Genomic DNA, 22,543 nt, shown 5'->3' on the forward strand with positions numbered 1-22,543 from the left:
CTGTCCCGGGATGTGCTTTTTCAAGACTTGCACTGCATTGCACACGTGTGCACACCTTACCACCAGCCGATTTTGACTGTCAACAAGAATCTCGGCAGGCGTGCGGCGTGGTGTTTTACCGACAAAAAAAACCGCCAGCTGTGCGTACAGCTGGCGGCTTTCGGGGGCTCCGGGATCAGAGGCGTGTTACTGCCAGGCTTCCTTGCCCGCGCGTGGCTTGCCCACCATCAGCAGCGCGCCCAGTGTCAGCACGGCCGCCAGCGACAGGTAGTAGCCCACGTATTGCAAGCCGTAGTTGGTGGCCAGCCAGGTGGCGATGTACGGCGCCAGCGAGGCACCCAGGATGCCGGCCAGGTTGAACGTCAGCGAGGCGCCCGTGTAGCGCACTTCAGGCGGGAACAGCTCGGACAGCATCGTGCCCAGCGGCCCGTAGGTCATGCCCATCAGGCCCAGGCCGACGGCCATGAAGACCGTCACTTCCCAGGTCACGCCGGAACCGAACATGGGCGCGAGCACCAGGCCGAAGATGGCGATGGCGACGGAGACCCAGATCATGGTCGCACGGCGGCCGCGTCGGTCGGCCAGCACGGCCGAGAAGGGTATCGTCAGGGCAAAGAACAGCACGGCAAACAGCTGCACGATGAGGAATTCCTTGCGCGTGAAGCCCAGCTTGGTCGTACCCCAGCTCAGCGCGAACACCGTCATCAGGTAGAACAGCACGAAAGTGGCCAGGGCGATGATGGTGCCCAGGAACAACATGCGGCCATGCTGGCGGAACACGGTGGCGACCGGCAGTTTGACGACCTCTTTCTTGTCGATGACTTTCTGGAAGTCCGGCGTTTCCGTGATCTTCAGGCGCACATACAGGCCGACGATGACCAGCAGCGCGCTGGCCAGGAACGGGATGCGCCAGCCATAACTGAAGAACTGTTCATCGGTCATGGTTTCGCTCAGCAGCAGGAAAATGCCGCCCGACAGGAAGAAGCCGATCGGCGCACCCAGCTGCGGGAACATGCCGTACCAGGCGCGCTTGCCCGGTGGCGCGTTTTCCGTGGCCAGCAGCACCGCGCCGCCCCACTCGCCGCCCAAGCCCAGGCCCTGGCCGAAACGGCACAGCGCCAGCAGCAGCGGCGCCAGGGTGCCGATGGCGGCATAGGTCGGCAGCAAGCCGATGATGACGGTGGAAATACCCATGGTCAGCAAGGCTGCCACAAGAGTAGCCTTGCGGCCGATGCGGTCGCCGAAGTGGCCGAACACGGCCGAACCGATGGGGCGGGCGAAGAAGGCGATGGCAAACGTGGCCAGCGACTGCAGCACGGCGGCCGACGGGTCGCCGGCGGGGAAGAACAGTTTCGGAAACACCAGCACGGCGGCGGTGGCGTAGATATAAAAGTCAAAGAACTCGATGGTGGTGCCGATCAAACTGGCGAACAGCACCGTGCCGGGGGAATTTTTCTTGGGGGGGGTGCTCATTTACTGCGCTCCTTGGGGAGGGTGTCTAAAGGCCATTCTCTGGATGTTTTTTCAGGCAGCAGCACAGCACGTTGTCTCCGTGTCGTTCGCATATCATAGCCTTGCGCGCAGGCATTTGCCGCGCATTTGCTATTAAATTTGCAAACAAAAAACAACGGTTTTAGTTGCCGTAGCGAACTGCCGGCAACGCGCGCTATCGCGCCGTGATCAGTGCTGATTTAGAGAAACAACGGTCGTGCGCCATCCGGTTACCCGGGGCACGGCAGGAAAGGCGTCAGGGGATGGGCGACGTGTATCAGACCCGGCGTATCGCCAGGCATTCCGTACCAGACCCGCGCGTCGACATCGCGGCATCGGTCATTTGTGGTGAATCCTTGCCTGCGGCCCCTCCGGGTGGAGCGGGCCGGCGATGATCGCGCCTGCATCACGAAGGATGCGGTTGATCTTGCTGTAAGCGGCTTATGATACGCGCAGTGGTGCAGTGCGGCAAGAAGTTGTGATGGAGCATGTGCGGTGGTGTCGGCTTACGCTGCGCTAAGCCGACCTACGCATCAATCAATGCAAAAGTCTGCTTAATTTCGCGGCTGTCGAGCGGCCGCACGAGGCGCGCCACTTCCTGGCCATCTTTCAAAAAAATCAGGGTCGGCCACAGTTTTACCCGGAACGAACGCCCCAGCGCGCGGCCGGGACCGTCTTCCACGCGAATATGCGGCACCGCGGAGTGCTGCGCAAACGCGGCGGCCAGCGGCGCCTGGGTGGCGCGGCAGTGGCCGCACCAGTCCGTGCCAAATTCCAGCAGGGCCGGCCCCGTCAACGCGTCGATCTCGGCACGCGCCGGTTGCGCTACAGAATACGTATCGTGCATCATGCCGCTCTCCTTGAAAACTTAGACCACTTTGAGGCGCAAGGTCTCCAGGCCATCGATGGCGCCCACCAGCTCGTCGCCGCGCTGCACGGCCGCCACGCCGGCCGGCGTGCCCGTGTAGATCAGGTCGCCCGGCTGCAAGGTAAAGTAGGTCGACAGGTCGGCAATGGTTTCAGCCACGTTCCAGATCAGCATGTCGATCGTGCTGCCCTGGCGCAGCTCGCCGTTCACGTGCAGGGTGATGGCGGCATGCTTGACGTCGCCCGCCTGCGCGGCCGGGGTGATGGGGCCGATGGGCGCCGAATGCTCGAAGGCCTTGCCCGTATCCCATGGGCGTCCCAGCTTTTTCGCTGCGCCCTGCACGTCGCGGCGCGTCATGTCCAGGCCGATCGCATAGCCCCACACGTGGCTCAGCGCATCGGCCACGCCGATGTCGCTGCCGCCCTTGCCGATGGCCACCACCAGTTCCATCTCATGCTGGAAATCCTGCGTCTGCGCCGGATACGGCAGCTCGCCTGTCGTGCCGGCAGGCACGGGCAGCACGGCGTCGTTTGGTTTCATGAAGAAAAACGGCGCCTCGCGGCCCGTGTGGCCCATTTCCTTGGCGTGGTCGACATAGTTGCGGCCCACGCAATAGATGCGGTGGACGGGAAAGCTGTCGGCGCTGCCCGTGACGGGAACGCTGGGCTGGATGGCTGCGGGAATGACATACGACATGAAGACTCCTGATCGGCACGATAACGGTGATGAAAAAGGGACACCGCAGTGTCCCCCATTTTACGGCAAGCTTACTTCAACAGTCCCGAGCGGCTCGGGTCCGGCATGCGGATGGCGACGATGAAGGAAATCAGGCACATGACAGTCACGTACCAATAGAAATACTCTTCCACGTGCCAGGCCTTGAACTGCAGCGCCACGTATTCGGCCGAACCGCCGAACATGGCGTTGGCGACCGCGTACGACAGGCCCACGCCCAGCGCGCGCACTTCGACGGGGAACATTTCCGCCTTGATCAAGCCGCTGATCGACGTATAGAAACTGATGATGGCCAGGGCGATGATGATCAGGCCAAACGCCGCGTACGGGCTGGTGATGTCCTTCAAGGCATGCATGATCGGCAGCACGCACAGGGTGGCCAGGCCGCCGAAGAACAGCATCGAGGTGCGGCGGCCGATGCGGTCGGACAGGGCGCCGAACACCGGCTGCAGCACCATATATACCAACAAGGCGCAGGTCATGACGGCGCTGGCCGTCTTGGTGTCCATGCCGGCCGTGTTGACTAGGTATTTCTGCATATAGGTGGTAAACGTGTAGAACACGAGCGAGCCGCCGGCCGTAAAGCCGAGTACCGTGATGAAGGCGCGCTTGTGCTTGAGCAAGCCGCGCAGGCTGCCCGCGTCCTTGTCCTTGCGCTCGCTGGCGGTGGTTGTTTCCGTCAGGGATTTACGCAGGTTCAGCGACACCAGGGCCGCCAGGGCACCAAACACGAACGGGATGCGCCAGCCCCAGGCACGCAATTCTTCCAGGGTCAGCAATTGCTGCAAGACCACCAGTACCAGCAAGGCCAGCAGTTGGCCGCCGATCAGGGTCACGTACTGGAACGAGGCAAAGAAGCCGCGCTTGCCCGATTCCGACACTTCGCTCATGTAGGTGGCGCTGGTGCCGTATTCGCCGCCCACGGACAAGCCCTGGAACAGACGCGCCACCAGCAGCAGGAACGGGGCGAAGGCGCCGATGGTTTCATACGTGGGCAGCACGGCGATCATCAGCGAGCCGCCGCACATCATCAGCACGGAAATCATCATCGACTGGCGGCGGCCGTATTTGTCGGCGATGCGGCCGAACAGCCAGCCGCCCACGGGACGCATGAGGAAGCCGGCGGCAAAGATGCCGGCCGTCTGCAGCAACTGCGTCGTCGGGTTACCGGACGGGAAGAAGGCGTGCGAGAAATACAGCGCGCAGAACGAGTAAATGTAGAAGTCGAACCATTCGACCAGGTTACCGGAGGAAGCGCCAATGATGGCCTTGATGCGCTGCTGGGAAGTCAGCTGCGCAACGTCATGCGGAGTATCGTGGGATGTCATATCAGTCTTCTTGTTCGTGTGAAAAAGCCAACGCCAGCCGGGTTGCCCGGGCTGGTTTTGCATCATACGCCCTTGATCGGGGTCAAAAAGCCGCCCGGCATACGCGTTAATACGTATCGCCGGCAACTTTTTTTCACCTGCGGGCGGGTGGAATCAGACCCGTTCCAGCACCAGCGCGATGCCCTGGCCGATGCCAATGCCGCATCTTGTGTCAGTGCACAGTGCATGGCGCCTGCCCGGACGCGCTGGAGGTCAGACCCGTTCCAGCACCAGCGCGATGCCCTGGCCCACGCCGATGCACATGGTACAAAGCGCGTAGCGGCCGCCCGTGCGGTGCAGCTGGTTGACGGCCGTCATGGCCAGGCGCGCGCCCGACGCGCCCAGCGGGTGGCCCAGGGCGATGGCGCCGCCATTCGGGTTCACGCGCGGGTCGTCGTCAGGCAAGCCCAGCTGGCGCAGCACGGCCAGGCCCTGGGCGGCGAACGCTTCGTTCAGTTCGATGACGTCGAAGTCGGCCAGGGTCAAGCCCGTCATGGCCAGCACTTTCAGGGTGGCGGGCGCGGGGCCGATGCCCATGATGCGCGGCGCCACGCCGGCCGTCGCCATGGCCACGACACGGGCGCGTGGCGTCAGGCCAAAGCGGGCCGCGTTCGCTTCATCGGCCAGCAGCAGGGCCGCCGCGCCATCGTTGACGCCGGACGCGTTGCCGGCCGTGATCGTGCCGTCGGCGCGCACGACGGGTTTCAATTTGGCCAGAGTGTCGAGCGTGGTGGCGCGCGGATGCTCGTCGCGGACCACGATGACAGGGTCGCCCTTCTTTTGCGCGATGCTGACGGGGCAGATTTCACTGTCGAACACGCCCGCCTGCTGCGCCGCCAGCGCCTTGACCTGGCTGGCCAGGGCGAACGCGTCCTGATCAAGACGGCTGATGCCAAACTCGACGGCCACGTTTTCCGCCGTTTCCGGCATCGAATCGACGCCGTACTGCGCCTTCATCAAGGGATTGATGAAGCGCCAGCCGATGGTCGTGTCTTCCATTTTCATGCCGCGTGCAAAGGCGCTGTCCGCCTTGCCCATGACAAACGGCGCGCGGCTCATGCTTTCCACGCCGCCGGCGATCAGCAAGCCCGCCTCGCCGCTCTTGATGAAGCGGGCGGCGCTGCCGATGGCGTCCAGGCCCGAGCCGCACAGGCGGTTCAGGGTGGCGCCCGGCACGCTGTCGGGCAAGCCGGCCAGCAAGGCTGCCATGCGCGCCACGTTGCGGTTATCCTCGCCCGCCTGGTTGGCGCAGCCGTACAGCACGTCGGTGACAGCCGTCCAGTCCACGTGCGAATTGCGTGCCATCAAGGCACGGATGGGCACGGCGCCCAGGTCGTCGGCGCGCACGCCGGCGAGTCCGCCGCCATAGCGGCCAAAGGGCGTGCGCTGGGCGTCGCAGATATATGCATGGGTCATGTTCTTTCCTCCAAGAAAGTAGTTTGCGTATTGATCGTTACGTATTGATGGTGACGTATTGATGGCGAACTAACGTCCGTCCGTCAGCGGCACGGCCGTCAAGGCTTGCAGCTGCTCAAAACTCAAGCCGTCGACCAGTTCGACGACCGTGGCGCCGGCAGGCGACAGGTCGAGCACGGCCAGGTCGCTGTAGATACGGCTGACGCAGGCGATGCCCGTCAGCGGATACGTGCATGCCTGCACCAGCTTGCTTTCACCCGTCTTGGTCAGCAATTCCATCATGACCCAGGTTTTTTTCGCGCCGATGGCCAGGTCCATGGCCCCGCCCACGGCGGGAATGGCGTCCGGCGCGCCCGTGTGCCAGTTGGCCAGGTCGCCCGTGGCGGACACTTGAAACGCCCCGAGCACGCAGATGTCCAGGTGGCCGCCGCGCATCATGGCAAAGCTGTCGGCATGGTGAAAATAGCTGCCGCCCGCCAGCAGGGTGACGGGCTGCTTGCCCGCGTTGATCAGGTCGTAGTCTTCCTCGCCGGGCGCGGGCGCGGGGCCCATGCCGATGACGCCGTTTTCGCTGTGCAGGATGATGTCCGCGCCAGCCGGCAAGTGGTTCGCCACCAGGGTCGGCAAGCCGATGCCCAGGTTGACGACACTGCCTTCATGGATGTCGGCCGCCACGCGGGCCGCCATTTGATCTCGATTCCATTTATTCACTTGATACTCCTCAGGCGGCTTTGAAGCCGGCGGGGCCGGTGGCCGTGCGCGGCACTTGCACGATGCGCTGCACGAACAGGCCCGGCGTGATGACGTGCTCGGGATCGATGCTGCCCAACTCGGCAACTTCATGCACGGAAGCAATGCTGACTTTCGCGGCCATGGCCATGATCGGGCCGAAGTTGCGCGCCGTCTTGCGGTAGGTCAGGTTGCCCCAGCGGTCGCCCTGCTCCGCCTTGATCAGCGCGAAATCGGCGTGGATCGGTGACTCGAACACATACATGCGGCCATCTATCTCGCGCGTTTCCTTGCCTTTGGCCAAGTCCGTGCCATAGCCCGTGGGGGTGAAAAAGCCGCCGATGCCGGCGCCGGCGGCGCGGATGCGCTCGGCCAGGTTGCCCTGCGGTACCAGCTCCAGCTCCAGCTTGCCCGCACGGTACAGGGCGTCGAAGACGTGGGAATCGGTCTGGCGGGGAAATGAGCAGATGATCTTGCGCACTTGCCCGTTTTTCAGCAGGGCAGCCAGGCCCGTATCGCCATTGCCCGCATTATTGTTGACGATGACGAGGTCGCGCGCGCCCTGGGCGATCAAGCCGTCGATCAGCTCGGCCGGCTGGCCGGCGCCGCCAAAGCCGCCAATCATGACGGTGGCGCCATCGTGGATATCGGCCAGCGCATCAAGCACGCTGGAACGCAGTTTGTCGATCATTGCCTGCTTCCTCCAAATCAAAGCCATCTGTTATTTGTTCGCATAACGAACAAATATTCGTATTTAGAACTTATTCGTGAGAATATGCCTGATCGGGGCGCTTGTCAATTTGCCGTTTTCGCCAGCGCCATGGCTATAATTGCCACCTTGATCAATTGGAATTGCCATGACCGACCTCCGCAGCACGCCCCTTTCCGCCGCAGACACCCTCGACGCCGACGGCGCACCGCGTCCCGGCGACAGCTATGTGCAATCGTTCGCGCGGGGGCTGGCCGTGTTGCGCAGCTTTGGCGCGGACGCGCCGCAACAGACCCTGAGCGAAGTGGCGGAGCGGGCGCAGCTGACGCGCGCGGGCGCGCGGCGCATCCTGCACACCTTGCTGCATCTCGGTTATGTGGAAGCGGATGGACGGCTGTTCCGTTTGACGCCCAAGGTGCTGGACCTCGGTTACGCCTATCTGTCGTCCTTGCCCGTGTGGACGCAGGCGCAGCCGCTGCTGGAAGAATTGATGCAGACCTTGCGCCAGTCGTGCTCGGCCACCGTGCTCGACGGCGATGACATCGTGTATGTGGTGCGCCTGTCCGCGCACCGCACCATGTCGATCAACCTGGGCATCGGCAGCCGCCTGCCCGCCTACTGCACCTCGATGGGACGGGTGTTGCTGGCGGGCCTGGCGCCCGACGTGCTGCACGCACGGCTGTCAAAGATGGCGCTGCTGAAAATCACGCCGGCGACCAAGGTCGATATCGACGTCTTGATGGATGAGATTGCGCAAGTGCGGCGTCAGGGCTGGTGCCTGGTGCAGGAAGAGCTGGAACAGGGCTTGATCGCCCTGGCCGCGCCCGTGTTCGACCGGGCTGGCAAGGTGGTGGCGGCCATCAACGTCAGCGGCCAGACGGCGGGGCCGTCCGTGGCGCACCTGTTGGAACACAGCTTGCCGAAACTGCTCGAGACGGCAAGCCGGGTCAGCGCCCTGGTGCGGGTGCAGCAGTGATTATTTCCTAAACCTTATTTCTTAAACTTCGCGCACGGGTCCGCGCGCGGCTGCGCCGGCATCGTTTGCGTCAGGTCAAACGTGCCCTTGTAGCCGCTGCCGCCCTGCTCCAGGTAGCCGATGCTGCGCACGTTCAGCTGCGGGTCGGCCAGCTTCAGCCAGCGGGGCACGCCGATATCCTTGCGCACATGGGCATTGCCGGCGATCAGCACCACGTCGCGCGGCGCCTGGTCGCGGATCAGCTTGGCCATCCAGATATCGCGCGCCACCTGGGCGTTGACGACACCGTTGATCATCATGTCGGGCAGCATATTGCAGCGGGCCGCCTGGACTTCCTTCTGTTGCCCGTCCAGGATATCGGCCGGCACGGGTACGGCCAGGTAAGTGGCCACCATGGCGGGCGGCATGGACCACTGGATGCCGTCGCGCACAATACGCGACGCATCGGCCGGCGACAGGTTGCCGGCGACCAGGCTCAGCTGGTAGCTGATGACGAGGTCCAGCACGGGCCGGTACAAGCTCCAGTCCCAGCGCGGCTGTTCCATCACGCGGATGATGCAGTCGGGATCGGCGCAATCGCGCGCGGCGCGCGTCAGCAAGTCCTGGTTTTCGCGGTCGAACTGCTCCATCACAATCACGGGACGCCAGCCGGCTGCCAGGCGGCGGCGCAATTCTTCGACGCGCAGGCGCTGGCCTTGCGCATTGTCATGGACTTCGCCCAGCAGCAAGACTTGCGGATTGGGCAAGGTGTCGGCCACGGGCACGGGAGCGGGCGGCGCTTCCTTCTTCAGCAAGCTGCCGCAGGCGGCCAGCGCCAGCATGCTGGACAGCAGGGCGGCGCGCGCGCCGGCGCGGAAAATCACGGTCTTCATGTAAGCAGTATCCAAAGTGGCGATGCGCCAGATTGTACCGTCTCAGACCGGCGCGGGCAGCTTGCGGCGCTCCAGCACTTCAAACAGGACCATGCCGGCCAGCATGGCGCCCACAAACAGCCACGCTTTCGGCTGGCCCGCCAGCAGGGATACGAGGGCGGGACCGGGACAAAAACCGGCGATGCCCCAGCCCACGCCAAAGGCCAGGCTGCCCAGCAGCAAGCGCCGGTCGATGCGCCGCGATGCCGGCAACTGCATGGGCTCGCCCAACAGTGCCGTGCTGCGCCGGCGCGCCAGCCAGAAGGCTGGCAGGGCCACGCCGATGGCGCCGCCCATCACCAGCGCCAGCGACGGATCCCAGGCCCCGGCCAGGTCGAGGAAAGCGAGCACCTTGGCCGGATTGCCCATGCCGGAGACGATCAGGCCCAGGCCAAAGAGGAGGCCGCTCAACAGGGAAAGGATCAGCTTGCTCATAAGCTTGCTCACAGATGGCGCAACAGATAGACGGTGAGGAATCCGGCCGCCATGAAGGCGATGGTGGCCGCCAGCGAACGCGGGGACAGGCGCGACAGGCCGCACACGCCGTGGCCGCTGGTGCAGCCGGCGCCATAGCGCACGCCCACGCCCACCAGCAAGCCCGCGACGATCAGGGCGGGCGTGCCCGCGTCGATCTGCACGGGCGGCAAGGCTTGCCACAATTGGTACAGCAGGGGCGTGCCGATCAGGCCGGCAAGAAAGGCGATGCGCCAGCCCAGGTCGCCACTGCGCGGCCGCAGCAAGCCGCCGAGGATGCCGCTGATGCCGGCGATGCGCCCATTGAACAGAATCAGCAGGGCAGCCGCCAGGCCGATCAGCATGCCGCCGGCCAGCGAGGCCCACGGCGTGAAGTGCTGCCAGGCTATGCTCATGGCAGCGTTCAGTCCGCTTCGTCGTTGAAGGCGGGGCGCGGCGCGCAAAATTGCGCGTACAGCACTTGCAGCACGGCCAGCACGGGCGGGCTGGCGACGCGGTAATAAATCTGCTTGCCATCGCGCCGCGTGGCCACCAGCATCTCTTCGCGCAGCACGCCCAGCTGCTGCGACAGGGTCGGCTGGCCGATGCCCACTTTTTGTTCGAGGTCGCTGACGCAATGCTCGCCCTGCGATAGCTGGCACAGCAGCATCAATCGGTCGGCATTGCCCATGGCCTTGAGCAGCGAGCTGGCCTTGTAGGCCGAGCCACGCATGGCGTCGAGGTTGTATGCGTGTTGCGGTGTTGCGACTGTCTCCATCTTGCCCTCCCACAGGCGGTCATATTGATCATCATGCGATAAACAATATACTAATCAATATACTGTTTTCCTGCTGGCGATTCGCACAAAAAAACAACAGTGTTTTTTGGCGATAGCGTGCTCATGCAAAGTGTGCGGCAACGATCATGTTTACGCTATCAAAATGACAAATATTCGTAATAAAGAAGAAATAAACGTATCAAAATTGTCACGATCTGTGCTGTAATGGGAGAACAGCAGAAAAACCATGATACGCCCCCGTACAGGCGAATTATCCGTCCATGCGCAAGCCGGTTTCGGCTGCGCCGCGCGGTGAACAACAGGGAGAGCACGATGAGTATCTATCAGCCGTTATGCGTGGCCTTGCTGGCGCTGTCGGCCAGCACATGGAGCGTGGCGGCAGTCAGCGACACGGCGGCCGGCAAGCAGCAGGAAACCGGTGAACGCGTGGCGATCGATGAAAGCATCAGCTTGAATAATAATCCCGGCTGGGAAACGCCGGACTTGCCGTATGCACGCCTGCTTGCCAGCAGCGCGGCTGCGGCACCGCACTGGAGCACCAGTGGCGCGCACCATGTGGCCCTGGCGCCGCCCAGGCCCATGACGGCCGCGCCCGCACAGCAAACCCACGTGCCGGCCCCCGTGCCTGAAGCGAGCATGTACTCGATGCTGCTGGTGGGATTGGGCCTGGTGGCCTTGAGCCTGCACGGCGAAAAACAGGAAAAATTCGATAACTGACGGCGCCAGCACTGGCAAGGCGCTGCTGAAAAACATTCCGCCTGGTGCGGAATGTTTTTTTATGGCGTCATCATTTGTCCAGCAGGCGGCAGACCCGTTCGATATTCCCCACCGGAATGCCCGACTTCAGGGCCCGCGCGATACAGCCCGCCTTGTCCGGGCCCGAGGCGGAAATGAGCACGAAGGCCGTCACCACCACGCTGATGGCCACGAGCACGATCAAGACCCCCTTGACGATATCCCAGTTCATTGCGTCTCAACAATGTCATACGTAAAGTCATAATAATGCTTGCCGTCCTCAATGCGGATGGCCAGGCTGCCGGTGAGCCCTTGCAACTGCTGCGTCCCCGTATCGGGCACCACCGTCACCGACAAGGCGGGCGCGCCGCGCGTCATGGTGCCGCTGTGCTGCAAATAAAAACTGCCATGGCGCCCGTCCAGGCTGCCTTCCACCCGCTCCAGCGCCACATAGCCTGCCGAACCGGCCACGCTGGCGCGCGCGCTGAGCATCTCGCCCTGCGCGCTGGCGTCGAGGGCGCCGTGGTAGCGCTTGTCGAGCGACAAGCGCCCCAGCCCCGATTGCGCGGCCGTGTCCGACAAGGTTTCCGGGGTGATGCTGACGTCAAAGGTTCCGGTAATGAAAGGCATCAGTACTCCTTGGTCGATGTGACTGCCGCTTCCGGCCCGTTCAGCAGCGCATGTAATTTTTGCATGGTGGCCCAGTTGCGCGAGGTGACGCCATCGCCCAGCAGCACGCCCAGGGCCGCCACCACCTTGCTGGCCAGCACACCATCGGGACACCAGGCATACGCGGCCCATCGCCCCAGCGCCAGCGCTTCCGGCTGCCACGGCTGCTGCAAGAGGGGCGCCAGACGCTGGACGTCGGCCGGATTGTTCAGCACCAGCACCAGCAGCCGGGCCGCATCGGCCGCCGGCGCCAGAGGGTTTTGTTCGATCAGTTCGGCAAACTGGCTGGCCGACAGCACCGTCACCCTGGCCGCCACGCCCAGTTTCAGCACCAGCGCTTCCTCGATGCGGGCAGCGGCATCGGCCGGCGCAACCTTGCCCCCGTCATACACGACGTTGCCGCTGTTGAGCACGGTACGCACCTGCGCAAACCCCAGGTCGCCCAGCAACTTGCGCAAGTCGGCCATGGCCACGCGCTTGGCGCGGCCCACATTGATCCCGCGCAACAGCGCCACCTGCTGACTGTTTTCCATCTGTGCCATGTATTGTCTCCTTGCCTATGCCTAGCCGGCAGGACCGCTGGCGGCGCCTTCCGGCAATGGCGTCACCTTGGGCAGGCGCAGCAGGAACGTCGCGCCCTGCCCCAGCGTGCTGCTGACCGTGATGGTGCCGCCAAACTGCTTGGCAATCAAGTTGAATACGATATTCAAGCCCAAGCCCGTGCCGCCCTGTCCGCGCCGCGTGGTGACAAACGGGTCGAACACGCGGTCGAGCATGTCGGGCGCGATGCCGCGGCCATCGTCGCGCACCTGCATGGCGATCCAGTCGTTATCGCCAAGCACGCCAATATAGATATGGCCGTCCGTATCCGCATCAAAGGCGTGCTCGACGCAGTTCAAGACCAGGTTGGTCAGCACCTGCGCCAGCGCGCCCGGATAGCTGTCGAGCATGATGCCGGGCGGGCAATCGATAGCGATGCGGATGCGCGTCTTTTTCAGGGTCGGCTGCAGGCTCGAAATCACTTCACCGATATAGTCGCGCAATTCGAACAAGCGGCGCGCCTCGCTGACCTGGTCGACGGCGATCTGCTTGAAACTGTGGATCAGGTGCGCGGCGCGATAGGCATTGTTCATGATCAGCCGCGCGCTTTCGCCGGCCGTTTCCAGGTAGCGCACGATATCGGTCTTCTTCACGCTGCCGCCGGCCACCGCCGTGCTGATGGCATCGGTGGCCTCCTTCAGCACCGAGGCGCTGGTCAGCGCGATGCCGACCGGGGTGTTGATTTCATGCGCCACGCCGGCCACCAGGCTGCCCAGCGAGGCCAGGCGTTCCGACTGCAGCAACGATTCCTGCGCGCGGCGCAGCTCGTCCATGGCCTGCGCCGTTGCCTGCTGCGAGCGGCGCGCCATGTCTTCCGCCTCGCGGCTGCCCTCGATGATGGACTTGAGCTTGCGCTGCACGGCATTGAAGCCGCGGATCACGTCGCCCAGCTCGTCGCGCCGGTTTTCCGGCAGCTCTTCGACATCGTCACTGCCGCGCGTGGCCAGGTCGAACAAGCCGTCGCGCAACTGTTTCAAGGGCCCGAAGACGATGCGCAGGCTCAGCGCCAGGGCGCCCACCAGAATGATGTCAAGCAGCAACACTTCCAGCACCTTGCGCCGCACTTCGCCGCGCAGGGCCGCATCGATCTGGGCGCGGCTGAAATTGACGATGACCTTGCCGACGATCACGGGCTTTCCACCCGTGGCTGCGGCCACGGCGTCGCGGAACACCAGCGGCGCCTCGACGGGCGTGCCACCCATGGCCACGTCGGCCGTCAGCGGCACCAGGGTGCCCGCCGCATCGCGCACTTCGCCCGCGAACAGGCCGACGGAGGCGTCGTAGACGCGGATGCCGACCAGTTCCGGCGGCAGCATTTCGGCCGCGACGATGCTGTCGACCTTGGATTTATCGAGATCCCACAGGGCGGAAGGCAAACTCGTCTGCAAGCGCGTGAGCACGCCGCTGCGCAGACGCGCGCTGCCCGATTCGAGTTCCTTGCTCAAGGTATATTGGGTATAGGTACCCGAAATGCCCAGCACCAGGGTGACGATCACGACAAAAAGCAGGGTCAGCCGGACTTGGATACTCACCATCAATCAACACTCCCCGGGCCAGGCCGGTCGCCGGCCCGCGGCGCGGGCGCAGATACGTCAGCGGACAACAGCCTGAATCAAATGTACGGTATGACATGCTTATTGGCAAGATTTACAGCAATACCGTTTTCCACAGAGCCTTGATACAGGTTGAGACATTGCGTCATGGCAATGGTAATATCCCGCAATCATCTAAGGAGTCGTCATGGCGGTCATGCATCAACATCTACCCCTGGAACAAGTTCGTCCTGGCATGGTCTTGTCGGATGTCTTGCTCGATGCGCATGGACAAGTGCTGTTGCCGCAAGGCGCGGTATTGACTGAAAACATGCTGGCCCTGATGCCGCGCCACAACATCGACATGCTGCCGATCCAGGCGCCGCCACCGTCGCCCGAAGAAATCGCCGCACAACAGGCGGCCGACAGCGAACGGCTGGCCTACCTGTTCCGCAAGCATGACCCGGAGGATCCCCTGGACGCGGCCACCACCTTGCTGCGCAGCTATGTCACGGCGTACCGCCTGGGCACGGGAGAGGCCGCATGAGCACCCAGCTGACCCTCGACGACATCGTCGCCCACCTCGACGATTTGCCCTCGCTGCCCGCCGTCGTCATGGAACTGCTCAACAGCATCGACCAGGAAGACGTCGATATTTCCGTGCTGGCCAAAAAAGTGTCGTACGACCAGGCACTGACGGCGAAAACCCTGCGCCTGGCCAACTCGTCGCAATACGGCTTGCAAGTGAAGGCCACCACCATCCAGCAGGCGATCACGTACCTGGGCTTCCAGACCACGCGCAGCCTGATCACGTCGGCCGCCATCACGGGCTGCTTCCCGGAAGGTCGCTGCCCCGGCTTCGACGACAAGGCCTTCTGGCGCCATTCGGTGGCGACAGCCGCCTGCGCCAAGGTGCTGGCGCGGCAGATCCGCTTCAACCAGGATTACGCGTTCACGGCCGGCCTGCTGCACAACATCGGCCGCCTGGTGCTGGTCAGCAGCTTTCCCGCGCATTACGCGCAAGTCATCGCGCACCAGGCGGCGCACGATTGCAGCCTGCTCGAAGCGGAGCAAACCGTGCTGGGCGTGGACCACGTGCAGGCCGGCGTGGCGCTGGCCGAACATTGGAATTTTTCCGATACCATGCGCCTGACGCTGGCCAACTACCTGCAGCCGGAAACGCCGGGGGCAGGCTTCCTCGCATCGCTGATCCACGTGGCCAATGCGCTTGTTTGCGCGCTCGACCTGGCGCAGGCGGGCGACGACATGGTGCCGCGCGTCTCGCCGGTGGCCTGGGATGCGCTTGGCCTGGGCGAAGACACGTATCTGCAGCTGTTCCGCGAAACGGAGCTGCGTTACGATGAAATCACCTCGGCCTTGCTAAGCTGATTGCTTAAGCTAAGCGAACTCGGCAGGCACAGCCGCAAACGCAAACGGCTCTCGCTGCGAGGCGAAAGCCGTTATAGGTACTGCGGTACGTCCATGCTGCCCGGTCCACGCCAGCCTGTTGCCGCCAGCAGCTACGCAAGCGGCACAGTCAGCGTACAACCACCACATCAGTGCGCGTAATTCGATTCTTGCGCATCGCCGCGGTCTTCCGCTTTTGGACGGCCCTGGGCGTCGGACAGACGATACTTGGTGCGGCGGTCGCCCATCAAGTCACGCAGGTCACGAATGCTCATGCCCGTCACTTCGTGCATGCGGATCAGCAGCGAGGCGCCGACCGGCAAGCGGTGGTGGCGGATCTTGCTGATGACCGGTGGCGCCACTTCAAGCAGACGCGACAGGGCTGCATCGTTTTTCAGCTGCATCTTGCTCAGCAGAATGTCCAGCAGGTGGTTCGGGTTGTAACTCTCTTGCGATGCTAATGCATGATGTGCCATGATTTTTCCTCGTCTGGTGAATGTAGAAAATAATGCCGATACGAACTTAAGGCTGGCTTAGAGTGTTCAAATAAACGTCTTCCATCGGATTCAGCCCTCCCTCCTTATCGCACTGCCTGTACAGGACTCGCACTGCCACGCCCAGCCAACGTACGCAACTTGCCGCGTGAATAAAGACACTCAAAGCACGTATGACTCGCCAAAAATGAATTGCATATAAGGCAATATACTAGCCCAAACACGCAGCATCTGCGCCTCGCGCAAACTTCCTGATTGTTAAATATCAATCAAGCTGCTGGTTGGCTTGGCAACGATGCTATTTCAACACATTAGGATGCCAGCGGGCGCACACAAGGCTTTGCAGCAACTTGTTACAAATCAATGGTGTCGCACGGCAATAAATGCTTTTGAGCATCACGTCACATGGCGGCATATGCAGGCGGCAACCTTGTCGGCAAGGTAAGCACAACATGGCCCGCCCCGGCGTTTTACGCTAAACTATCGCCTGAACTTGCAGCGAGCCTGCCGCCGGGCAGCCAGAGGCGCCAAGCCGGTCATCCACCGCGCCCGCCCTGAGCGGCCCCCTGCGCTGCAACATCCCGCCCAGCCATCTTGTTTGCCGCCACATTTACCGATAAGCGCCCAACTCCATGCAGAAAAAAGTATTCATTAAAACCTTCGGCTGCCAGATGAACGAGTACGACTCGGACAAGATGGCCGACGTGCTGGGCGCCTCCGATGGCCTGGTGCGCACGGACACGCCGGAAGATGCCGATGTGATCCTGCTCAATACCTGCTCCGTGCGCGAAAAGGCGCAGGAAAAAGTGTTTTCCGACCTGGGACGTCTGCGCGACCTGAAGCTGGCCAAGCCGCACCTCTTGATCGGCGTGGGCGGCTGCGTGGCGTCGCAGGAAGGCGACGCCATCGTCAAGCGCGCGCCGTATGTCGACATGGTCTTCGGCCCGCAAACCCTGCACCGCCTGCCGCAGATGATCGAGTTGCGCCGCTCCAGCGGCGCCTCGCAAGTGGACATCAGCTTCCCGGAAATCGAAAAATTCGACCACATGCCGCCGGCCAAGGTCGAGGGCGCCTCGGCGTTCGTCTCCATCATGGAAGGCTGCAGCAAATATTGCAGCTACTGCGTCGTGCCCTACACGCGCGGCGAGGAAGTGTCGCGCCGCTTCGAGGACGTGCTGACGGAAGTGGCGGGCCTGGCCGCCCAGGGCGTCAAGGAAATCACCCTGCTGGGCCAGAACGTGAACGCCTACCGCGGTGCGATGGAAGGCGGAGAGATCGCCGACTTCGCCCTGCTGCTCGAATACGTGGCCGACATTCCCGGCATCGAACGCATGCGCTTCGTCACCAGCCACCCGAAGGAATTCACGCAGCGCCTGATCGACGCCTATGCGAAGATCCCGCAGCTGGTCGACCACCTGTATCTGCCGGCGCAGCACGGTTCCGACAAGATTCTGGGCGCCATGAAGCGCGGCTACACGGGCCTCGAATACAAGTCCATCATCCGCCGCATCCGCGCCGTGCGCCCAAACATGGCGATTTCGTCCGACTTCATCGTGGGATTTCCTGGCGAGACGCAGGCCGACTTCGACGCCATGATGAAGCTGATCGCCGACGTGGGCTTCGACAACAGTTACAGCTTCATCTTCAGCAAGCGCCCCGGCACGCCGGCCGCCAGCCTGGAAGACGATACGCCGCACGAAGTCAAGCTGGCCCGGCTGCAGCAGCTGCAGGCGGCCATCGACGCCAACACGCGCAAATACAGCTTGGCCATGGTGGGCACGGTGCAAACCATCCTCGTCGAAGGCCGCTCCAAAAAGGATACAGACGATAGCGAACTGCAAGGCCGCACGGAAAACAACCGCGTGGTCAATTTCGACGCCGGTCCCGACGGCTTGCAATTGACCGGCCAGCTGGTCGACGTGCGCATCACCGAAAGCCATTCCTACACCCTGCGCGGCGAACTCGTCGCCAGCGCACCCGCATTGAAAAGAGCCAGTTGAAAACCAAAGCCCCGATACAGCCGCATTACTTCATCCCCGAGCCGCTGGACAACACGCGCCTGGCGCACCTGTGCGGCCCCCTCGATGAAAACCTGCGCCAGATTTCCGCCGCCCTCGACGTGACGATCTTCCGCCGCGGCGAGAAATTCATCGTCGGCGGCAGCAATGCCGAACGCGCCGTGGAAATCCTCGAGCAGTTCTACGCCATCGCCAACAAGGTCGTGCCGCTGGAAGAAGTGCAGCTGGCCCTGGTGGAACAGCGCGCGGGCCTGTCCGCCGCCTCGGAACACCACGCCAACGCGCCCGCCAGCACCTTCGTCGAGCCGGATATCGCCAGCCCCGTGCTGAAAACGCGGCGCTCCGACCTGCGCGGGCGCACGCCGCACCAGATCGCCTACCTGCGCGACATCCTCGAACACGACATCAGCTTCGGCGTGGGCCCCGCCGGCACGGGTAAAACCTACCTGGCCGTCGCCTGCGCCGTCGACGCGCTCGAACGCGACGCCGTCAAGCGCATCATTTTGACGCGCCCGGCCGTCGAAGCGGGCGAGCGCCTGGGCTTTTTGCCGGGCGACCTGGCGCAAAAGGTCGATCCGTATCTGCGTCCCCTGTACGATGCGCTGTATGATTTGCTGGGCTTTGACCGCACGCAAAAGCTGTTTGAAAAACAGGTGATCGAGATCGCCCCGCTGGCCTACATGCGCGGGCGCACCCTGAACCACGCGTTTGTCATCCTCGACGAGGCGCAAAACACCACCGTCGAACAGATGAAGATGTTTTTGACGCGCATCGGCTTCGGTAGCAAGGCCGTGGTGACGGGCGACGTCACGCAAGTCGACCTGCACAAGAGCCAGACGAGCGGCCTGATCGACGCCGTGCATGTGCTGAAAGACGTGCGCGGCATCGGCTTCACGCAATTTAACAGCACCGACGTGGTGCGCCACCCGCTCGTCGCGCGCATCGTCGACGCCTATGAAACGGCGCAGGCGGCCAACGCCGACGCCGCCCAGTTACTCCCCTTGTTGAAACCAGCTGCCGCCAAAAATGTCCGAAAAAAATAAACTGTCCCTGTCCGTGCAATACCCGGATGCCCGCCTGGAAACCCTGATCACGCGCCCGAAAGTGCGCCGCTGGGTCAAGGCGGCCCTGTTCGCCCCTGCCGAATTCACGATCCGCTTCGTCGACGCGGAAGAAGGCCGTACCCTGAACCGCGACTACCGCGAAAAGGATTACGCCACCAACGTGCTGACGTTCGCCTACAACGAAGGCGAAGAGTTGAATGACGACGAGCCGACGCGCGCCGACATCATCCTGTGCACAGACGTGCTGGAGAAGGAAGCGGCGGAGCAGAAGAAGAGCGTGGAAGAGCACACGGCCCATTTGATCGTGCACGGCGTGCTGCATGCGCAGGGTTACGACCACATGGATGACGAGGAAGCCACCGAGATGGAGGGCCTGGAAACGGAGATCCTCGCGAAACTCGGCATTACCGACCCGTACAAGGAGTAAGAGCATGGGAACCTGGGCACTGGATGCCTTCGGCAACGACTACGCCATGGATTGGGCGCAGGACTTGCACGAATATAAAACCCTGGAACTGGTCGAGACGACGCTCGACAACGTCATCGACAGCCAGGAAGCGCAACTGGAGGCGCCGTTCGCCGCCGAAGCGCTGGCCGCGCTGGAAGTGATCGCGCGCCTGCTGGGCAAGCCGGGCGAGGACGACCCGGCCACTGCGGAAGTGGACGAATGGGTGGCCGCCTGCAAGAAGAAGGTCACGCCGCCGTTGCTGGAAAAAGCACGCCTGGCCTTCGACAAGATCGGCGGGGAAGCGTCGGAACTGCGCCAGCTGTGGCAGGACAGCGAGCATTTCGCCGACTGGCAGGCCGACGTGGCGGCATTGCGCGCGCGCGTGCTGGGCGCGGACGCCTGAAACGTCGGGCAACGGCGCACTTCAACATATTAAATTTGCATCAAAAGCGGGGAAATCCGGTATTCCCCCACTTTTGGTGTATCCTATATCCCTTCGCAACAACGGCTCACGCCTCCTATGCCCGAGCACCCTAGTGGCGTCAGAACTGACGTCAAGCCCCACCGGTCACTGTTTGAACGCCTGACCGCACTCATTTCCCCCGAGCCAGAGAACCGTGCAGAATTGCTCGAAGTTCTACACGATGCGCATGAACGCAAGCTGATCGACGCCGACGCCCTGTCGATGATCGAAGGCGTGTTTCAGGTATCGGATCTCTGCGCGCGCGACATCATGATTCCCCGTTCGCAAATGGATGTCATCGACATCAGCAAGCCGATCGAGGAATGGATGCCGGAAGTCCTGTCCACCGCCCACTCGCGCTTCCCCGCGATCGAAGGCGAGCGCGACAAGGTCATCGGCATCCTGCTGGCGAAAGACTTGCTGCGTTATTACGCAGAAGAAACTTTCGACGTCCGCGACATGCTGCGCCCCGCCATCTTCATCCCCGAATCGAAACGCCTGAATGTGCTGCTGCGCGATTTCCGCGCCAACCACAATCACATGGCCATCGTCGTTGATGAATACAGCGGCGTCGCCGGCCTGATCACCATCGAAGACGTGCTGGAACAGATCGTCGGCGATATCGAGGATGAATACGACTTCGACGAAGCCGAGGACAACATCCTGTCGCTCAAGGAAGGCCAGTTCGGTCCCCGCTGGCGCGTCAAGGCGCTGACCGAGATCGAGCAGTTCAACGAGGAAGTGGGCAGCCACCTGGTCGACGACGACGTCGACACTATCGGCGGCCTCGTGTCGAAGTACCTGGGCCGCATGGCGCACAAGGGCGATATTTTCGACCTGGGCAATTTGCGCTTCGAGGTGCTGCGCGCCGATGCGCGCCAGGTGCACGTGCTGCTGGTCGAGCGCCTGCCCAACGTGCCGGAACTGGAACTCTGACATGCGCGTGCTGTAAATGCGTTTCAGACGCGCTGACCCCAACGCCCCCGCCAAACCGCCCCGCAGCATAGGGGCGCGCATGCTGACTGCCGCCATCGCCGGCGCCGTCGCGGTGCTGGCGTTCGCCCCTTTCGGCTACTGGCCCCTGCAAATCCTCAGCCTGGGCGTGCTGTTCTACCAGGTGCTGCGCGCGGCGAACGTCAAAGCCGGCGCGCTGATCGGCTGGGCCTACGGTTTTGGCTGGTGCGCGGCCGGCACGCACTGGCTGTATATCTCCATGCACCGCTATGGCGACATGGCCGCGCCGATCGCGGTCATCGCCGTGGCCCTGCTGGCCCTCCTGATGGCCATTTACGTGGCCCTGGCCATGGGCGCGGCCGCCTGGCTGCGCCAGCGCTGGGTGCTGTCCCTGCCCGCCATGACCTTGCTGGTGCTGCCCGCCACCTGGACGCTGTTCGAATGGACGCGCGGCTGGCTGTTTACGGGTTTCCCGTGGCTGGCCACCGGTTACGCCCACAATGCCAGCCCGCTGGCCGGCTTTGCCCCCATCGTCGGTGCGTATGGCCTGGGCTGGCTGGCGGCGCTGTCGGCCGGCGCCCTGCTTTTGCTGACGCACCGCACGCGCTGGTTTGCGCTGGGCGGCGTCATCGCGCTGTACGCGGCAGGCATCGGCTTGCAGTACGTGGCGTGGACGCACCCGGTCGGACGCCCGATCACGGTGCGCCTGTTGCAGGGCAACGTGCCGCAGCAGCAGAAATTCGACCCCGGCTTCGTGCTGGGCGCCCTGCAAATGTACCAGAGCTCCATCACCAGCGCGCCGGCCGACCTGATCGCCACGCCGGAAACGGCCGTCACCGTGCTGCCGCACCAGCTGCCGCCCGGCTATCTGGACAGCCTGGCGGCTTATTCGCAGCAGACGGGCAGCACGATCCTGGTCGGCATGCCCGTGCTCGACGAGCAGCAGCGCTTCTACAATGCGGCCCTGGGGATCACGCCCAACGGGGCGCCGGGACCGTATTACCAGTACCGCAAGCACCATCTGGTGCCGTTCGGCGAATTCGTGCCGCCCGGCCTGCACTGGTTTGTCGCCATGATGGCCATCCCGCTGGGCGACATGGGCCGCGGCGCGGAAGTGCAGGCGCCGCTGCAGGTGCGCGACCAGCTGGTGCTGCCGAATATCTGCTACGAAGACTTGTTTGGCGAGGAAATCGCCGGCCAGCTGGCCAGCGCCCACCGCCATGGCAAGCAGTCGGCGTCCGTGCTGCTGAATATCTCGAACCTGGCCTGGTTTGGCGACTCGATCGCCATCCCGCAGCATTTGCAGATTTCGCAGATGCGCAGCCTGGAAACGGGCCGCCCCATGCTGCGCTCGACGAACACGGGCGCCACCGCCGTCATCGACGGCAAGGGCGTGGTGCAAAGCCTCCTGCCGCCGGAACAGCAAGCCACGCTGGCGGCCAAGGTGCAAGGCATGGGCGGCATGACGCCATACATTCTGTACGGCAACAAACTGGTGCTGGCCCTGGCCGCGCTGGCCCTGCTGGCGGCCTTCCTGCTGTCGCGCGCCGCCCGCCGTGGCCGCGCCGGGCAGTAATAAGCGGCCGATATTGTCCGAAGAGTCACAGTGGGCCCGTAAAAACCGCTAAAATTAGCAAAACCCCGGCCCGGACGCGCTTGACTGGCAGCGTCCGGGCTTCAAGCAAACCTTAACAGCGCGCAGTCT

The 22,543-nt window shown here is 63.3% G+C and carries 26 protein-coding genes; 10 read left to right on the plus strand and 16 right to left on the minus strand.

All coding sequences use genetic code 11. The features are described 5' to 3' along the window. Positions 1–186: 186 nt before the first annotated feature. From O3297_RS17215 to O3297_RS17245, 7 genes are all read right to left on the minus strand, one after another. Positions 187–1,473, minus strand: coding sequence for an MFS transporter (locus O3297_RS17215; RefSeq protein ID WP_151096954.1), 1,287 nt, complete (start codon positions 1,471–1,473; stop codon positions 187–189). A gap of 544 nt (positions 1,474–2,017) precedes the next feature. Then, positions 2,018–2,338 (minus strand): thioredoxin family protein, encoded by a 321-nt coding sequence (locus O3297_RS17220; protein ID WP_370385434.1) that lies wholly within the window; start codon positions 2,336–2,338, stop codon positions 2,018–2,020. Positions 2,339–2,359: 21 nt separating this feature from the next. Further along, complete coding sequence (locus O3297_RS17225; protein ID WP_305049280.1) at positions 2,360–3,055, minus strand: fumarylacetoacetate hydrolase family protein; 696 nt, start codon at positions 3,053–3,055, stop codon at positions 2,360–2,362. Positions 3,056–3,126: 71 nt separating this feature from the next. Continuing rightward, positions 3,127–4,422: an MFS family transporter gene (locus O3297_RS17230; RefSeq protein WP_034780684.1), complete on the minus strand. Its 1,296-nt coding sequence runs from the start codon at positions 4,420–4,422 to the stop codon at positions 3,127–3,129. A gap of 252 nt (positions 4,423–4,674) precedes the next feature. Continuing rightward, a complete protein-coding gene (gene pcaF, locus O3297_RS17235; protein ID WP_305049281.1) occupies positions 4,675–5,877 on the minus strand; it encodes a 3-oxoadipyl-CoA thiolase in 1,203 nt (400 codons plus the stop codon). A gap of 69 nt (positions 5,878–5,946) precedes the next feature. After that, entirely contained in the window at positions 5,947–6,588 is a 642-nt protein-coding gene (locus O3297_RS17240; protein ID WP_092607904.1) for a 3-oxoacid CoA-transferase subunit B, read from the minus strand. Positions 6,589–6,598: 10 nt separating this feature from the next. Next, entirely contained in the window at positions 6,599–7,297 is a 699-nt protein-coding gene (locus O3297_RS17245) for a 3-oxoacid CoA-transferase subunit A (RefSeq protein WP_305049282.1), read from the minus strand. A gap of 166 nt (positions 7,298–7,463) precedes the next feature. Between O3297_RS17245 and O3297_RS17250 the strand changes: the two genes are divergently transcribed. Then, positions 7,464–8,291, plus strand: coding sequence for an IclR family transcriptional regulator C-terminal domain-containing protein (locus O3297_RS17250; RefSeq protein ID WP_305049283.1), 828 nt, complete (start codon positions 7,464–7,466; stop codon positions 8,289–8,291). 14 nt (positions 8,292–8,305) lie between these two features. Here the strand turns inward: O3297_RS17250 and O3297_RS17255 are convergent, their stop codons facing one another. The 4 genes from O3297_RS17255 to O3297_RS17270 are packed head-to-tail and all read right to left on the minus strand — an operon-like array spanning position 8,306 to position 10,433. After that, a complete protein-coding gene (locus O3297_RS17255) occupies positions 8,306–9,163 on the minus strand; it encodes a ChaN family lipoprotein (RefSeq protein WP_305049284.1) in 858 nt (285 codons plus the stop codon). Positions 9,164–9,205: 42 nt separating this feature from the next. Next, entirely contained in the window at positions 9,206–9,637 is a 432-nt protein-coding gene (locus O3297_RS17260) for a YeeE/YedE family protein (protein WP_070257440.1), read from the minus strand. Between the two features lie 8 nt (positions 9,638–9,645). Beyond that, on the minus strand, positions 9,646–10,071 hold the full coding sequence (locus tag O3297_RS17265) for a YeeE/YedE family protein (protein ID WP_034780106.1): 426 nt from the start codon (positions 10,069–10,071) through the stop codon (positions 9,646–9,648). An 8-nt stretch (positions 10,072–10,079) separates the two neighbouring features. Continuing rightward, a complete protein-coding gene (locus O3297_RS17270; RefSeq protein WP_034780109.1) occupies positions 10,080–10,433 on the minus strand; it encodes a helix-turn-helix transcriptional regulator in 354 nt (117 codons plus the stop codon). A gap of 333 nt (positions 10,434–10,766) precedes the next feature. On the opposite strand from O3297_RS17270, the gene O3297_RS17275 reads away from it, so the two are divergent. After that, positions 10,767–11,171: a PEP-CTERM sorting domain-containing protein gene (locus O3297_RS17275; protein WP_305049285.1), complete on the plus strand. Its 405-nt coding sequence runs from the start codon at positions 10,767–10,769 to the stop codon at positions 11,169–11,171. A gap of 70 nt (positions 11,172–11,241) precedes the next feature. Here the strand turns inward: O3297_RS17275 and O3297_RS17280 are convergent, their stop codons facing one another. The 4 genes from O3297_RS17280 to O3297_RS17295 are packed head-to-tail and all read right to left on the minus strand — an operon-like array spanning position 11,242 to position 13,993. After that, positions 11,242–11,421 carry a hypothetical protein gene (locus O3297_RS17280; protein WP_034746783.1) on the minus strand — a complete coding sequence of 60 codons (180 nt, stop codon included), beginning with the start codon at positions 11,419–11,421 and terminating at the stop codon, positions 11,242–11,244. Next, entirely contained in the window at positions 11,418–11,819 is a 402-nt protein-coding gene (locus O3297_RS17285; RefSeq protein ID WP_070257437.1) for a DUF3224 domain-containing protein, read from the minus strand. Before O3297_RS17285 ends, O3297_RS17280 begins: the two co-directional genes overlap by 4 nt. Then, complete coding sequence (locus O3297_RS17290) at positions 11,819–12,400, minus strand: DUF1697 domain-containing protein (protein WP_305049286.1); 582 nt, start codon at positions 12,398–12,400, stop codon at positions 11,819–11,821. Before O3297_RS17290 ends, O3297_RS17285 begins: the two co-directional genes overlap by 1 nt. Before the next feature lie 21 nt (positions 12,401–12,421). Beyond that, complete coding sequence (locus tag O3297_RS17295) at positions 12,422–13,993, minus strand: sensor histidine kinase (protein WP_305049695.1); 1,572 nt, start codon at positions 13,991–13,993, stop codon at positions 12,422–12,424. 214 nt (positions 13,994–14,207) lie between these two features. Between O3297_RS17295 and O3297_RS17300 the strand changes: the two genes are divergently transcribed. After that, positions 14,208–14,537 (plus strand): hypothetical protein, encoded by a 330-nt coding sequence (locus O3297_RS17300; RefSeq protein ID WP_306508788.1) that lies wholly within the window; start codon positions 14,208–14,210, stop codon positions 14,535–14,537. Continuing rightward, positions 14,534–15,379 carry an HDOD domain-containing protein gene (locus O3297_RS17305; protein ID WP_305049287.1) on the plus strand — a complete coding sequence of 282 codons (846 nt, stop codon included), beginning with the start codon at positions 14,534–14,536 and terminating at the stop codon, positions 15,377–15,379. The genes O3297_RS17300 and O3297_RS17305 overlap by 4 nt, the downstream gene beginning before the upstream one ends. 167 nt (positions 15,380–15,546) lie before the next feature. Here the strand turns inward: O3297_RS17305 and O3297_RS17310 are convergent, their stop codons facing one another. After that, on the minus strand, positions 15,547–15,873 hold the full coding sequence (locus O3297_RS17310; protein ID WP_034746769.1) for a hypothetical protein: 327 nt from the start codon (positions 15,871–15,873) through the stop codon (positions 15,547–15,549). 650 nt (positions 15,874–16,523) lie between these two features. On the opposite strand from O3297_RS17310, the gene miaB reads away from it, so the two are divergent. From miaB to lnt, 6 genes are all read left to right on the plus strand, one after another. Then, positions 16,524–17,891 carry a tRNA (N6-isopentenyl adenosine(37)-C2)-methylthiotransferase MiaB gene (miaB, locus tag O3297_RS17315; RefSeq protein ID WP_070281530.1) on the plus strand — a complete coding sequence of 456 codons (1,368 nt, stop codon included), beginning with the start codon at positions 16,524–16,526 and terminating at the stop codon, positions 17,889–17,891. Next, entirely contained in the window at positions 17,888–18,952 is a 1,065-nt protein-coding gene (locus tag O3297_RS17320; protein ID WP_070257432.1) for a PhoH family protein, read from the plus strand. Before miaB ends, O3297_RS17320 begins: the two co-directional genes overlap by 4 nt. Next, positions 18,936–19,400, plus strand: a complete 465-nt coding sequence (gene ybeY / locus O3297_RS17325) for an rRNA maturation RNase YbeY (RefSeq protein WP_176376477.1) — start codon at positions 18,936–18,938, stop codon at positions 19,398–19,400. Before O3297_RS17320 ends, ybeY begins: the two co-directional genes overlap by 17 nt. Positions 19,401–19,404: 4 nt before the next feature. Then, positions 19,405–19,824, plus strand: coding sequence for a DUF4259 domain-containing protein (locus O3297_RS17330; protein WP_034780174.1), 420 nt, complete (start codon positions 19,405–19,407; stop codon positions 19,822–19,824). 117 nt (positions 19,825–19,941) lie between these two features. Next, entirely contained in the window at positions 19,942–20,820 is an 879-nt protein-coding gene (locus tag O3297_RS17335) for an HlyC/CorC family transporter (RefSeq protein ID WP_034746750.1), read from the plus strand. 79 nt (positions 20,821–20,899) lie between these two features. Beyond that, the gene (lnt, locus tag O3297_RS17340) at positions 20,900–22,414 is read left to right on the plus strand and encodes an apolipoprotein N-acyltransferase (protein ID WP_305049288.1); all 1,515 of its coding nucleotides are present in this window, start codon (positions 20,900–20,902) and stop codon (positions 22,412–22,414) included. Positions 22,415–22,543: the final 129 nt, after the last annotated feature.

The organism is Janthinobacterium sp. SUN128 (assembly GCF_030587275.1).
GTDB classification, from domain to species: domain Bacteria; phylum Pseudomonadota; class Gammaproteobacteria; order Burkholderiales; family Burkholderiaceae_D; genus Janthinobacterium; species Janthinobacterium lividum.